Source organism: Pseudomonas sp. FW507-12TSA, from assembly GCF_058781435.1.
Genome location: NZ_JBYSWT010000002.1, coordinates 120,586 through 133,640 on the forward strand (window position 1 = coordinate 120,586; position 13,055 = coordinate 133,640).

Here is a 13,055-nt window from a genome sequence, read left to right on the forward strand (position 1 = left end):
ATGGTTGCAGGATTTTACTGCCTCTTGTCCCAGGTCAGGGGTCGTGGTGGTTTCAGCGGGGCAGGTAGAGACCGAAGGTATTGATGCCCTGGTCGCTGTGCACGAAGACGTCGCCGCCATGCATAAGGGCGATGGCCTTGACGATGGCCAGGCCCAATCCATGGTTGGCGCCACTGTTGCTGCGCGAGGCATCCACTCGATAGAAACGCTCGAACAAGCGTGGCAGGTGCTCGCTGGCGATACCCTGTCCCGGGTTGCTGACGGCGATCGCCACTTGCCGTTCCTGAACCTCGATCCGGACCCGGATCACTTCGCCGGCGGCGGTGTGCTGCACGGCGTTGCTCAGCAGGTTGATCAGCGCCCGGCGCAGGTGGGCGATCTCGATGCTGACCTGGGCGTCGCCTTCCACCTCGACCCTGACCTGGGCGTCTTCGAGGATGAAGTCCAGGTAGTCCAGGGTGGTTGCCACCTCGGTGGCCAGGGAAGCGCTGGTGAGCTTGGTGGCCTTGCTACCCTGGTCGGCGCTGGCCAGGAACAGCATGTCGTTGACGATCGAGCGCAAGCGCTCCAGTTCTTCGAGGTTGGATTGCAGCACTTCGAAGTAGTGTTCCGCCGAGCGTCCCCGGGTCAGGGCCACCTGGGTCTGGCCGATCAGGTTGGTCAATGGCGAGCGCAGCTCATGGGCCACATCGGCGTTGAACGACTCCAGGCGCGAGTAGGCCACCTCGACCCGCTCCAGGGTGGAGTTGAACGAGTTGACGAACTGGCTCAGTTCCGGCGGCAGCGGTGACAGCTGCAAGCGCCCGCAGAGCCGTGGCGGCGCCAGGCGCTGGGCCTCCTGGGACAGCTTGATCAGTGGCTTGAGGCCGATCCGCGCCACCCAGTAGCCCAGGGCCGAGGCCAGCAGCACGCCGACGATGGCCAGGCCGATCAGGGCCATCAACAGGTGGTGCTGGGTCTGGTGGAAGGTATCGGTATCGATGGCGATCAAAAAGCGCAGGGGCGGGCGCTGTTCCTTGGCAGGCAGTTGGCTGACCAGCACCCGCAACGGATAGGGATGTTCCTCCAGGGTCAGGTCGCGCATGCCCAGCGGGCCTTGGGCGAAGGCGCGGATCCGTGCATCGGGGTTGCCGTATTCATAGCCCGGGTCGCCACTGATGGCCCAGAAGCGGATGCGCTTGTCTTCCTCGCTGAGCAGCTTGAGCTTGGCGCTGATCTTGGCCCAGTGCTCCGGGTTCCCGTAGCGCGTCAGGGCCGACTCCAGCACGCTGTAGCGCGCATCCAGCTCGGCTTCCGGCAGCAGGCCCAGGCCCTTGTCCACCTGTTGATAGAGCGCCCCGCCGATCAGCAGGAAGATCAGCAGCGCCACCAGGGTGAACAGCCCGCTCAGGCGCAGGGCGATGGAATTACTCGGCACTGCGGTTCTCCAGCACATAGCCCATGCCGCGGATGGTATGCAGCAGCTTGTGTTCGAAAGGCCCGTCGAGCTTGGCCCGCAGGCGCTTGATCGCGACCTCCACGACGTTGGCGTCGCTGTCGAAATTGATATCCCAGACCATCTCGGCAATCGCGGTCTTGGACAGGATCTCGCCCTGGCGCCGGGCCAGCACGCTGAGCAGCGAGAACTCCTTGGCGGTCAGGTCCAGGCGGGTGCCGGCGCGGCTGGCCTTGCGGCTGATGAGGTCGATCCACAGGTCGGCGATGCCGATCTGCACCGGTTCGTGGCCGCCGCTGCGTCGGGTCAGGGCCTGCAGCCGGGCCACCAGTTCGAGGAAGGAGAACGGCTTGCCCAGGTAGTCGTCGGCGCCATCGCGCAGGCCCCTGATCCGGTCTTCCACCCTTTCGCGGGCGGTGAGCATGATCACCGGGGTCTGCTTGCGCGCGCGCAGGGCCCGCAGCACGCCGAAGCCATCCAGGCCCGGCAGCATCACGTCGAGCACTATCACTGCGTAGTCGCTTTCCAGCGCCAGGTGCAGGCCCTCGATGCCATCGCGGGCCAGGTCCACGGTGTAGCCTTGCTCGGTCAACCCGCGATGCAGGTAGTCCGCGGTTTTTTCTTCGTCTTCGATGATCAGGACGCGCATGACCCGCCTCAGGAATTGGTTGCTGGCGCCAGGGCCGGTCGTGGCCGGTGGAACAGCCGCTCGAGCCACAAGTATATGACCGGGGTAGTGAACAGCGTCAGCGCCTGGCTCACCAGCAGGCCGCCGACCACGGCGATGCCCAGGGGCTGGCGCAACTCCGCGCCGGTGCCGTAGCCGAGCATCAGTGGCAGGGCGCCGAGCAGGGCGGCCAGGGTGGTCATGATGATCGGCCGGAAGCGCGTGACGCAGGCCTGGTGGATCGCCTCATGCGCAGGCAAGCCGCCATGGCGCTGGGCTTCCAGGGCGAAGTCGATCATCAGGATGCCGTTCTTCTTGACGATGCCGATCAGCAGCACCAGGCCGATCAGCGCCATGATCGAGAAGTCCTGGCCACACAGCCAGAGCATCAGCAGGGCGCCCAGGCCCGCCGAGGGCAGGGTGGAGATGATGGTCAAAGGATGCACGAAGCTCTCGTACAACACCCCGAGGATGATGTAGACCGCCACCAGCGCCGCCAGGATCAGGTACGGCTGGCTGGCCAGGGAGCTCTGGAACGCCTGGGCCGCACCCTGGAAGTTGCCGCTGATGGCTGCCGGCATGCCGATCTCGCGCTTGGCCTGGTCGAGCAGGATCACCGCATCGCCCAAGGCCACGCCGGGAGCAAGGTTGAACGACAGGTTGGCCGCCGGGAACATACCGTCGTGGGCGATCGACAGCGGGCCTACGGTGGGCGCATCGAAGCGCGCCAGGGCGGAAAGCGGGACCATCTGCCCGGTCAGGGGCGAGCGCAGGTAGAAGTAGTCGAGGCTCTCGGCCTTGCCGCGTTGTTGGGTATCGAGCTCCAGGATCACGTTGTACTGGTTGACCTGGGTCTGGAACTCATTGATCTGGCGCTGGCCGAAGGCGTCGTACAACGCCTCGTCGACATCGCTGGCGGTCAGGCCGAAGCGAGCGGCGGCGACCCGGTCGATATTGATGTGGGTAATGCTGCCGCCCAGCTGCAGGTCGTTGGAGATATCGCGGAACGCCGGGTTGCCGCGCAGTTTCTCGGTCAGGCGCTGGGTCCAGGTGGCCAGGGTCGCACCGTCGTTGCTCTTGAGCACGTACTGGTATTGGGCACGGCTGGGGCCCGAGCTGGGGTTGATGTCCTGGCCGGCCCGCAGGTAGAGGGTGATGCCCGGCACCTTCATCAATTGCGGGCGGATGCGATCGATGAAGGCGCTGGCGGAGACGTCCCGCTCGCCGCGTTTTTTCAGCGAGATCCAGAAGCGGCCGTTGGCGATGGTCTGGTTGCTGCCGGACACCCCCACCGAATGGGAGAACGCCTGCACCGCCGAGTCGGCGGCGACGATCTCGGCCAGGGCCTGGTGCTTCTTCACCATGTCCGGATAGGAGATATCCGCCGCGGCCTCGGTGGTGCCGAGGACGAAACCGGTGTCCTGCACCGGGAGGAAGCCCTTGGGAATCAGGATGTAGCCGGCGATGGCCATGCCCAGGGTCAGGGCGAAGATGCCCAGCATCAGCTTCTGGTGCGCCAGGGCTCGGCGCAGGCCGCGCTCGTACAGGGCCAGCAGGCGCTCGCCGAAACCCGGCTTGCCATGGGGCGGATGCACCGGGGCCCGCATGAACAGCGCGGCCAGGGTCGGCGCCAGGGTCAGCGAGACCACCACCGAGATCATGATGGTCGAGGTGGCGGTCAGGGCGAACTCCTTGAACAGCCGGCCTACCACGCCGCCCATGAACAGCAGCGGAATGAACGCCGCCACCAGGGAGAAGCTGATGGACACCACGGTGAAGCCGATTTCCCCGGCGCCCTTGATCGCCGCTTCGCGCATGCCATCGCCGGCTTCCAGGTGCCGGTGGATGTTCTCCACCACCACGATGGCATCGTCCACCACGAACCCCACGGCGATGACGATGGCCACCAGGGTCAGGTTGTTCAGGCTGAAGCCCATCACGTACATCAGCGCGCAACTGGCGGTCAGCGACACCCCCAGCACCGCCGAGACGATCAGGGTCGCCGACCACTGGCGCAGGAACAGCGCCATCACCGCCACCACCAGCAGCACCGCGATCAGCAGGGTGATCTCCACTTCATGCAGCGAAGCGCGGATGGTCTGGGTGCGGTCCACCAGCACCTTGACCTGCACCGAGGCCGGCAGCATCGCCTCCAGGCCCGGCAGGGCGGCCTGGATCCGGTCCACGGTCTCGACGATGTTGGCGCCCGGCTGGCGCGAGATCACCAGGTTGACCCCGGGCTGGTCGCCGGACCAGGCCTGGACATAGGCGTCTTCCGGGCCATCCACCACCCGGGCCACGTCCTGCAGGCGCACTGGCGCGCCGTTCTTGTAGGACACGATCAACTGGCCGTACTCCTCGGGATGGAACAGCTGGTCGTTGGTGGACAGGGTGGAGATGCTCGAGGCGCCGTACAGTGCGCCCTTGGCCAGGTTGAGGCTGGTCTGCTGGATTGCCAGGCGGATGTCGGCCAGGGTCAGGCCGATGGCCGCCAGCTTGTCCGCCGAGGCCTGGACCCGGATGGCCGGGCGCTGCTGGCCGGTGATGTTGATCTGGCCGACCCCGTCGATCTGGCTGAGTTGCCGGGCCAGCAGGGTCTCGGCGTAGTCGCTCAGTTCGGTCCCGGGCATCTGCGTGGAGCTGATGCTGAGGATCAGCACCGGGCTGTCCGCCGGGTTGACCTTCTTCCAGGTAGGTAGCGTGGGCATGTCCTTGGGCAGCTTGCCGGCAGCGGTGTTGATCGCCGCCTGCACTTCCTGGGCGGCGGTGTCGATGCTCTTGTCCAGGGTGAATTGCAAGGTCAGCAGGCTGGTACCCAGGGCGCTGCTGGAGGTCATCTGGGTCATGCCGGGGATGGCGCTGAATTGCACTTCCAGGGGCGTGGCCACCGAGGAGGCCATGGTGTCCGGGCTGGCCCCGGGCAAGGCCGCCGAGACCTGGATGGTGGGGAACTCGGCCTCCGGCAGTGGTGCCACCGGCAGGCGCGGGAAGGCGATCAGCCCCAGCAGCACCAGGGCGAAGGTCAACAGGACGGTGGCCACTGGATGGTCGACGCACCAGGCGGAAATCGAGCCATGGCCTTTCATGGCCTGGACTCCTGGGCCTGGGCCACCTGCGGCGGATCGCCCACCACCTGGACCAGCGCGCCGGGCTTGAGCCGCGACTGGCCGTCGCTGACCAGCACATCGCCGGCCTGGACCCCGGAAATGATATTCAGGGTGCTGTCCTGATACAGCACCTGCACCGGCACCGCTTCCACCTTGTCGCCCTTGAGCCGGTACACGAAGCGCTGGTCCAGGCCGCGCTGGACCACGGTCGGCGGTACGGTCAGCGCGCCCTGGTCCAGGGCGGTCTGGATCTTCACCGTCACCAGTTGCCCGGGCCAGAGCGCCTGGCGAGCATTGGCGAACTCGGCCTTGGCGCGCAGGGTGCCGGTATCGCTGTTGATCTGGTTGTCGATCAGGGTCATGTGGCCGTTGCCCAGCAGCGCCCCGGGGTGGTCGCCGTCGGCCCCCAGGTAGGCCTCGACCGCCGCTGGATCCTGGGCCTGGATCAGGCCTTGTAGGGTGGGCAGCATCTGCTGGGGCAGGGAAAACTCCACGGCGATGGGGTCGATCTGGGTCACCGAGAACAGGCCCTGGCTGTCGGTCATGCGCAGGAAGTTGCCTTCATCCACGGTACGAATACCCACTCGCCCAGTAACTGGAGAGCGGATCTGGGTGTAGGAGAGCTGTACCAGGGCGGCATCGATGGCCGCCTGGTTGCCCTGGACCGTGGCGTTGAGTTGGTTGACCAGGGCCAGTTGCTGGTCGTAGGTCTGCTTGGAAACCCCGTCATCCACCGACAGCAGCTTGTAGCGCTTGAGGTTGACCTGGGCCACCTGGAGCTGCGCCTGGTTCTGCGCCAGTTGGGCCCGGGCCTGGTCCAGGGCGGCACGGATCGCCCGGTCGTCGATGGTGGCCAGCAGGTCGCCGGCCTTGACCAGTTGCCCCTCCTTGACCAGCAACCGGGTGAGGATGCCATCCACCTGGGGCCGGATGACCACGCTGTGCAGCGACAGCACCGTGCCGATGCCGCTGGTATAGCCCGGCAGGTCCTGGCGGAGCACTTCCACCACCCGCACCGGAATCGCCGTGGGGGTGGCCGACCTGGCGCTCGTCGGCCGGTACAGGAGCCACGCCCCAATGGCGACGAGGACCACGAGCAGGGCGGCGGTGACGGCGGTTTTCTTGGCGATGGACATGGAGAGAGGCGCCGGGGGGGTAGTGATGTCGGAAGGATGGCCAGGATCTGTGGACAGTTATATTCCGGCGAGCGGGTCAGCAGCGTGACGGCCAGCTGTCAGCGCTGTCAGAAAAGTCCTCGATGGGCGCTGTCGCCACGCTCAAAGTCCTGGGCCCTGCAGGTATACTGCCGCTCCCCGTGGTCCGTTCCTGGTCCCGGGTGTCCTATCTCCCCGGAGTTTCCATGACATCCCCCGTACAGCCCGATATCAATGCGGTTTCGCACACCGAGCCTGTGGCTGAGTCGGTCGCCAGCGACAGCGACGGCAAGGCCGCGATCCCGGCGTTCAAGTTTCCTTTCAAGCCTGCGCAATTCCTGGCGGCCAAAAACGCGAGCCAGCCCAGCTATCGCAACGGTGCCGGCGACTACCACGCCAAGACCCCCGGTGTAGCGCCTCCGGGCACTCGACGCTCCATGGGCAAACGCTGAGATCGCCGACATTCGCGGATAAAGCAGCCATTTACGCTTTTCAAGCACGATGATGGCTAATTGCTTTAAAACTGAGCTGGATCAGTGTTTGTGCTTTCAGTGCGCTTAGAGTCAGCAGCCCTGCTGACTCCACCCAACAATTACGAGCGCGCTATCCATGAAGATCAACCTTCCGGTTACTGGGCGAAACGTGGACTTTGCCCCTGATGCGAACATCCTCTCGACCACCGATCTGACCAGCGCGATCACCTACGCCAACCCTGATTTCATCAATATCAGTGGTTACAGCCGTGAGGAATTGTTGGGCTCTCCCCATAACCTGTTGCGTCATCCGGACATGCCGAAGGCGGCGTTCGCCCATATGTGGGGGACCCTCAAGCGCGGCCGTTCGTGGATGGGCATGGTGAAGAACCGCTGCAAGAACGGCGATCACTATTGGGTCAGCGCCTACGTCACCCCCGTGACCCGCGACGGCCAGGCGGTGGAATACCAATCGGTGCGGACCAAGCCCAGCCCGCAACAGGTGCAGGCCGCCGAGCGAGCCTATGGCCGCCTGAACGACCCGGGGCCGTCCTGGTGGAACCTGCTGCCGGTAATGAGCCTGCGCTTGCGCCTCTGGGCCTGGATCAGCGCCAGTTTCATCGGCACCTTCGGCATCTCGGTGTGGCTGTTGCCCCAGTCATGGATGTACCAGGGCGCGGCGGTGGCCCTGGGATGCTGCCTGGGTTCGTTGGGTGTCGGCTGGCAGTTGCGGCCACTGGGGCGCCTGAACCAACGGGCCCGGCAGATCGGCGACAACCCTTTGAGCCAGGGCATCTATACCGGGCGGATGGACGAGTTCGGGCGTATCGAGTTCGCCCTGCAGATGCTCGAGGCCCAGGTCGGCGCGGTGGTGGGGCGTATCGGCGACGCTTCCCAGCGCCTGGCCGGGCATGCGTCCGAGCTGGTGGAACACTTGCATTGCAGCCACAACAGCACCCTGGAGCAGCAGGCGGAAACCGATCAGGTAGCGGCGGCCATCAACCAGATGGCGGCCAGCGTGGCCGAGGTGGCCACCCATGCCCAGCAGGCTTCGGTGGCGGCCGACCAGGCGGAGAGCGAAACCCGCGAGGGCCACCTGTTGGTGGGGGAAAGCCGCAGCGCGGTGCTGCGCCTGGCCAACGAGCTGGAGCGGGCCACTGAAGTCATCCATCAGTTGGAAAGCCACAGCATCGACATTTCCGGGGTGCTGGAGGTGATCCGCAGCATCGCCGAGCAGACCAACTTGCTGGCCCTGAATGCAGCGATCGAGGCGGCGCGCGCCGGGGAGCAGGGCCGCGGTTTCGCCGTGGTGGCCGACGAGGTGCGCGGGTTGGCCCAGCGGACCCAGGATTCCACCAATGAGATCCAGCGCATGATCAGCACCCTGCAAAACGGTGCGCGCAACGCCGTCGAGGCCATGCAGCACAGCAGCCTGCATGTGGAAAGCAGCGTCGACCAGGCCCAGCGTGCGGCGGTGGCCCTGGACGGCATCAGCCAGCGGGTCAACCAGATCACCGAGATGAGCTTGCAGATCGCCGCGGCAGTGGAAGAGCAGAGCGCGGTGAGCGAGGACATCAACCGCAATATCATCGGCATTCGCAATGCCTGCGAGGCGACCGTCCATGCCGGCCAGCTCAGCCATGTGAACTCCGGCGACGTGGCCGGCCTGGCAGGGGATCTGCGCCAACTGGCCCTGGAGTTCTGGCACAAGCGCGCCTGAGCCGCGTCTCGATGCCGCCAGGCGCCGGGTTCAGGCGGCCCGCAGCGGGATGAAGGCGTAGTCCAAGGGCGTATCGCTGGCCACCTGGGCGCCACTGGCCGCGACCTCGGCGGCGACTTGTTCGTTGGACAGGTGGAAGCGCCAGGCTTGTTCCGGCGCTGTGAGCGGGTTGGCCTGGAGCTGGTCGATGGCCTGGGACAGGGCGCCCATGTCCGGCAGGTAGGCGGTAAAGCCGTCCCCCTTGAGCGCCGTGGTGCGGATGCCCAGTCGCGCGCAGATGGCTTGCTTGGCCTGGATGTCATCCCGGTCGGCCTGGCGCGAGTGCTGGATCAGTTCGGCCAGTTGCTCATCCACCAATTGTCCGCCGAGGATCAATTGCGGGCCCTGTTCCCAGGATTCCGGCGGGCACTCCTTGGCCGTGGGAACCAGAGGAATGTGCGGATTGATCTCCATGGGGTAGATGCGGCACACCAACGGCCTGCGCTCATAGATGCGGCACAGCTGGTCTTCGTCAAGATTCCGGCAGGGGCCGACGTTATAGGCGGCGAAGGTGATCGCCACATAGGCATCGGTACTACCGCTGGGCACCCGGCAGGAACGGCGCTGGGCATGGTCGCGCTGCTGTGCCGGCAGACCCAGGCCATTGCCGAGGAAGGCTTCCACCAGCACGATCACCTGGCCGCCATCGGCCGCCCAGGCCCGGGCTTCGGCGAGAGTCAGGGGAACATGGTGGTCGTGGCAGCACTTGCCACAGCCTACGCAGGAAAACCGAGTGTTCATGGTGTGAGCAACCAAAGCGGATCGAAAGGGCGCGTCGGCTTTCTGTTGTTCGACGCTGCGAATGGCCCTGGCGAAGCAAGTTATGCGCCAGTCAACGGCTCTTGAGCGCTGGGCCAATGCTGTCCCATTCGCTGACCACCGCCTTGCGGCTTGGCCGGTGGTACAGGCACAGCTCGATGCCGTTGCGGCCCCGCATGTGCTTCTGTGGATACTGGCCCTGGAGCAACAGGGCGCTATAGCCGACCCGGTCGTCGAACTGGGTTCCGGGGCCCAGCGGTTTGGCGTCTTTCAGGCCGCTGGCCTGGACGCAGGCGCGCTGCATGGCCTGCTCCAGTTCGGCCCAGGCCTGGTCGCTGGAAGCGTGGGCCGAGCCAGAGACGGCGACGAGACAGAGCAGGGCCAGGGTCTTGTGGTTCATGGAGCGCGATCTCAAGGCGTGGTACCCAGATGGACCCCGGCGACGGCCTGTGGTTCGCTGCTGTCGCAGGCGACAGGAGGGGAGGGCGAAGGTCTTGCGGGTCTGGTCGCGGCCTCGCAGGCTCAGCAGTGGCTACAGGCCGTGCGTGTCGGCGTAAGTTTGCCTATGGCACCAGCTCGCGGCGGACCACTTGCATGCCGGCGCTGTCGTACAGGCGGCGGGCGCGCAGGTTGTCTTCCAGCACCTTGAGGTCGAGCCGCTCTTCCCGGCGTTCGGCGAACATCACGAACACCTGTTGCAAAAGGGCCCGGCCCAGGCCTCGGCCGCGTGCGTCGGCATGCACCACCAGGTCCTTGAGGTAGGCGCTGGTCCAGCACTGGGCCACGCCTATGACCCGGCCGGCCTCCTGGAGCACCAGGCAGAGTTCAGGATCGTATTCGGCATCGGTCTCGAAGGCCTTGCGCCAGGTATCGAGGTCCGGGACGCGGCCGCCGCCGTCCAGGTAACCCAGCTGCATCAAATGATGCACCTCTGGTGCGAGATCCGGGCTGTAGTGGCTCAGGCTGACCCCGGCCGGCCATCGAGGGGCGAGCTGCGGGCCGCTCAGGTCGCGGCGCATCAACAGGCAATAGCGTTCTTCCACGGTTCAGGCTCCGTGGGCGGCGATGGCCTTGGCCGCATCGATCAGGCAGCGAGTCAGCTCCGGCGAGGAGAACTTGGTCAGCACCGCATTGGCCCCGGCCTGGCGCGCCTTCTCGCTGTTCATCGCGCTGTCCAGGGAGGTATGCAGAAGCACATACAGGTGGGCGAAGTCCGGGGTCTCGCGCAGGGTCCGAGTCAGGGCATAGCCGTCCATCTCGGACATTTCGATGTCCGAGACGATCAGGTTGATTTCGTTGGCCGTGCCTTGCAGCTCCAGCAGGCAGTCGATGGCTTCCTTGGCGCTGCGGGCGGTGTGGCATTGCAGGCCGAGGTTGCGCAGGGTGTGCACCGATTGCTGCAGCGCCACCTGGCTGTCGTCCACCACCAGGATGCGCGCGTTGCCCAGGGCATCGGCGTCTTCCATGCTCAATTCGGTGGGGGCCATCTCGATCTGGGCCGGGGCGATGCCATGGATCACCTTCTCGATGTCCAGCACCTGCACCAGGGTCCCGTCCACCTGGGTCACCCCGGTGATGTAGGACTTGATGCCGCCCGAGCCGTAGGGCGGCGGACGGATATCGGTGGTCAGGCAGTGCACGATCTTGCTCACGGCCTGTACGTGCAGGCCCTGCTTGGAGCGGCTGACGTCGGTGACGATCAGGCAGCCGGCGTCCGGATCGGCCAGGGGACGCTCGCCGATGGCCCGGCTGAGATCGATCACCGACAGCGAGTTGCCGCGCAAAGTGGCGATGCCTTTCACATGGGGATGGGATTCAGGCAGCTTGGTCAGGGGCGGGCAGGGAATGATTTCGCTGACCTTGAGCAGGTTGATGGCCATCAGCTTGCCGCTGCGCAAGGTAAACAGCAGAAGCGAAAGCGAATCTGCGCGGGCTTTGTTGGAGGACATAAAAACCTTCTTCTTGAAGAATTGGCGCGTGGATCGAGCCACGGACAACCATGGATAACGGGTTATCGACGTTTTCAGGACGGGCTTTAGCCGGATTGGCCGATCCGGCTCGTCGCAAGCGCCGCCCCGGGTGCGCTCATTTGAGCCCCAGGCGCCTGGCCAGGCGACTCAGGTTGGCCCTGTCCAAGCCTAGCTCACGGGCGGCGGCGGCCCAGTTGTGCTGGTGCCGTTGCAGGCAGGCGTCGATCAACTGGCGCTGGTAGTGCTCGGTGGCCTGGCGCAGGTCCCCGGAAGCCGCCAGTGGCATGGCCGGCGGCGTTGCTTGGGCGGCCACGCCGGGTTTTTCGCCTGCATGGGGCAGGTCCAGGTCCGCGGCGTCGAGGCTGAGGATCTTCGGCCGCTGCCGGTGGTTGCCCAAGGCCTTGAGGGCGCTGCGGCCGATCAGGTGCTCCAGCTCGCGGACGTTGCCCGGCCAGTGGTAGGCCAGCAATGCGGCCTGGGCATCGGCGCTCAGGCGCAGGCTGCCCAGGCCCATGCGCGAACGGTTCTGCTCCAGGAAGTAGCCGCTGAGCAGCAGCACGTCGCGGCCACGGTCGCGCAACGCCGGGACGCGCAGTGGATAAACGCTCAGGCGATGGTAGAAGTCGGCACGATAGCGGCCGTTGCGCACCTCTTGGGCCAGGTCGCGATTGGTCGCGGCGATCAGGCGCACGTCCACCCGATGCTCCTTGTCCGAGCCCAGGCGCTGCAACTGGCCGCTTTGCAGCACGCGCAACAGCTTGGCCTGGACGAGCAACGGCAATTCGCCCACTTCGTCGAGGAACAGGGTGCCGCCGTTGGCCAGCTCGAACTTGCCCTGGCGGTCCTGGGTGGCGCCGGTGAAGGCGCCCCGGACATGGCCGAACAGTTCGCTTTCCACCAGGGTATCCGGCAGGGCCGCGCAGTTGAGGCTGACCAGCGGCTGGTCGGCGCGTAGCGAGGCGGCGTGGATGGCCTGGGCCACCAGTTCCTTGCCGACCCCGGTTTCTCCGGTGATCAGGACCGTCAGGTCGCTGCTGCCCACCAGGGCGATTTCTTCCATCAGGTGCTTGTGGGCCTTGCTCTGGCCGATCATTTCCCGATGCTGGCCGCTGGCCTGGCGATACACCTCGGCGCGCTGGTGCTCGTTCTCCGCTCGCTGGGCCAGGCGTTCGATGCGTTCGGCGGCGCTGACGGTGGCCGCGGCCAGGCTGGCGAATGCCTGCAGGGCATCCAGCTCGATGGGTTCGAACCGTTGCGGATCCAGCGCGTCGAGGGTCAGCAGGCCCCATGGGCGTTCGTCGACGAACAGTGGGCAGCCCATGCAATCGTGGATCTCCAGGTGTTCGTCGAGCCCTTCCACCAAACCGTCGTAGGGGTCGGGTAGCTGGCTGTCGCTGGCGAAGCGGGTTGGCCCCGGGCTGGCCAGCAACGCGGCGAAACGCGGGTGTTCGCTGACCTTGAAGCGACGGCCCAGGGTGTCGGTGCTCAGGCCATCGACGGCTAGCGGCACCAGCCACTCGCCATCCAGGCGCAACAGCGCGGCGGCGTCGCAAGGCAGGAGCACGCGCAGGGCCTCCAGCAGGCGTCGATAGCGCTCGCCTTCCGGCAATTCCCGGGACAGGTCGGTGACCAGGGGCAGCAGCGTGGTGAGCAGGGCTTTTGCAGTCATAAAGACTCCTAGTAGTCGTTACGACTATAAATTCATTGGGGTCTTTATGACTACGATGTTTT

General features: G+C 65.8%; 11 protein-coding genes and 1 pseudogene. 3 read left to right on the plus strand and 9 right to left on the minus strand.

Features of this window, described 5'->3' with window-relative positions; translation table 11 throughout:
* Positions 1–52 precede the first annotated feature (52 nt).
* From AC3WK8_RS02660 to AC3WK8_RS02675, 4 genes are read right to left on the minus strand one after another with little or no spacing between them, the layout of a single operon-like run.
* Complete coding sequence (locus AC3WK8_RS02660; RefSeq protein ID WP_103324044.1) at positions 53–1,417, minus strand: heavy metal sensor histidine kinase; 1,365 nt, start codon at positions 1,415–1,417, stop codon at positions 53–55.
* Positions 1,407–2,084, minus strand: a complete 678-nt coding sequence (locus AC3WK8_RS02665; protein ID WP_053131907.1) for a heavy metal response regulator transcription factor — start codon at positions 2,082–2,084, stop codon at positions 1,407–1,409. Before AC3WK8_RS02665 ends, AC3WK8_RS02660 begins: the two co-directional genes overlap by 11 nt.
* An 8-nt stretch (positions 2,085–2,092) precedes the next feature.
* Positions 2,093–5,188: a multidrug efflux RND transporter permease subunit gene (locus AC3WK8_RS02670; protein WP_103324043.1), complete on the minus strand. Its 3,096-nt coding sequence runs from the start codon at positions 5,186–5,188 to the stop codon at positions 2,093–2,095.
* Complete coding sequence (locus AC3WK8_RS02675; protein ID WP_103324042.1) at positions 5,185–6,345, minus strand: efflux RND transporter periplasmic adaptor subunit; 1,161 nt, start codon at positions 6,343–6,345, stop codon at positions 5,185–5,187. The genes AC3WK8_RS02670 and AC3WK8_RS02675 overlap by 4 nt, the downstream gene beginning before the upstream one ends.
* Positions 6,346–6,569: 224 nt before the next feature.
* On the opposite strand from AC3WK8_RS02675, the gene AC3WK8_RS02680 reads away from it, so the two are divergent.
* From AC3WK8_RS02680 to AC3WK8_RS02690, 3 genes and pseudogenes are all read left to right on the plus strand, one after another.
* Positions 6,570–6,815 (plus strand): hypothetical protein, encoded by a 246-nt coding sequence (locus tag AC3WK8_RS02680; protein WP_085594878.1) that lies wholly within the window; start codon positions 6,570–6,572, stop codon positions 6,813–6,815.
* A 157-nt stretch (positions 6,816–6,972) separates the two neighbouring features.
* Positions 6,973–7,254 (plus strand): annotated as a pseudogene (locus AC3WK8_RS02685) (PAS domain-containing protein); the annotation flags it as partial.
* Between the two features lie 246 nt (positions 7,255–7,500).
* The gene (locus AC3WK8_RS02690) at positions 7,501–8,556 is read left to right on the plus strand and encodes a methyl-accepting chemotaxis protein (protein ID WP_404942589.1); all 1,056 of its coding nucleotides are present in this window, start codon (positions 7,501–7,503) and stop codon (positions 8,554–8,556) included.
* A 30-nt stretch (positions 8,557–8,586) separates the two neighbouring features.
* Here the strand turns inward: AC3WK8_RS02690 and AC3WK8_RS02695 are convergent, their stop codons facing one another.
* The 5 genes from AC3WK8_RS02695 to norR form a co-directional block, all read right to left on the minus strand.
* A complete protein-coding gene (locus tag AC3WK8_RS02695) occupies positions 8,587–9,336 on the minus strand; it encodes a YkgJ family cysteine cluster protein (protein WP_103324040.1) in 750 nt (249 codons plus the stop codon).
* Between the two features lie 91 nt (positions 9,337–9,427).
* Entirely contained in the window at positions 9,428–9,754 is a 327-nt protein-coding gene (locus tag AC3WK8_RS02700) for a hypothetical protein (RefSeq protein WP_022640781.1), read from the minus strand.
* 163 nt (positions 9,755–9,917) lie between these two features.
* A complete protein-coding gene (locus AC3WK8_RS02705; protein WP_022640780.1) occupies positions 9,918–10,397 on the minus strand; it encodes a GNAT family N-acetyltransferase in 480 nt (159 codons plus the stop codon).
* Positions 10,398–10,400: 3 nt separating this feature from the next.
* Positions 10,401–11,303 carry a chemotaxis protein CheV gene (locus AC3WK8_RS02710; protein ID WP_022640779.1) on the minus strand — a complete coding sequence of 301 codons (903 nt, stop codon included), beginning with the start codon at positions 11,301–11,303 and terminating at the stop codon, positions 10,401–10,403.
* A gap of 136 nt (positions 11,304–11,439) precedes the next feature.
* Positions 11,440–12,993 (minus strand): nitric oxide reductase transcriptional regulator NorR, encoded by a 1,554-nt coding sequence (norR, locus tag AC3WK8_RS02715; RefSeq protein WP_085594888.1) that lies wholly within the window; start codon positions 12,991–12,993, stop codon positions 11,440–11,442.
* Between the last annotated feature and the right edge of the window lie 62 nt (positions 12,994–13,055).

Excerpts from the sequence above, each read along its gene's own strand:
- AC3WK8_RS02665 (WP_053131907.1), bottom strand. The coding sequence starts at position 2,084 with ATGCGCGTCCTGATCATCGAAGACGAAGAAAAAACCGCGGACTACCTG.
- AC3WK8_RS02670 (WP_103324043.1), bottom strand. The coding sequence starts at position 5,188 with ATGAAAGGCCATGGCTCGATTTCCGCCTGGTGCGTCGACCATCCAGTG.
- AC3WK8_RS02675 (WP_103324042.1), bottom strand. The coding sequence starts at position 6,345 with ATGTCCATCGCCAAGAAAACCGCCGTCACCGCCGCCCTGCTCGTGGTC.
- AC3WK8_RS02680 (WP_085594878.1), top strand. The coding sequence starts at position 6,570 with ATGACATCCCCCGTACAGCCCGATATCAATGCGGTTTCGCACACCGAG.
- AC3WK8_RS02690 (WP_404942589.1), top strand. The coding sequence starts at position 7,501 with ATGTACCAGGGCGCGGCGGTGGCCCTGGGATGCTGCCTGGGTTCGTTG.
- AC3WK8_RS02695 (WP_103324040.1), bottom strand. The coding sequence starts at position 9,336 with ATGAACACTCGGTTTTCCTGCGTAGGCTGTGGCAAGTGCTGCCACGAC.
- AC3WK8_RS02700 (WP_022640781.1), bottom strand. The coding sequence starts at position 9,754 with ATGAACCACAAGACCCTGGCCCTGCTCTGTCTCGTCGCCGTCTCTGGC.
- AC3WK8_RS02710 (WP_022640779.1), bottom strand. The coding sequence starts at position 11,303 with ATGTCCTCCAACAAAGCCCGCGCAGATTCGCTTTCGCTTCTGCTGTTT.
- norR (WP_085594888.1), bottom strand. The coding sequence starts at position 12,993 with ATGACTGCAAAAGCCCTGCTCACCACGCTGCTGCCCCTGGTCACCGAC.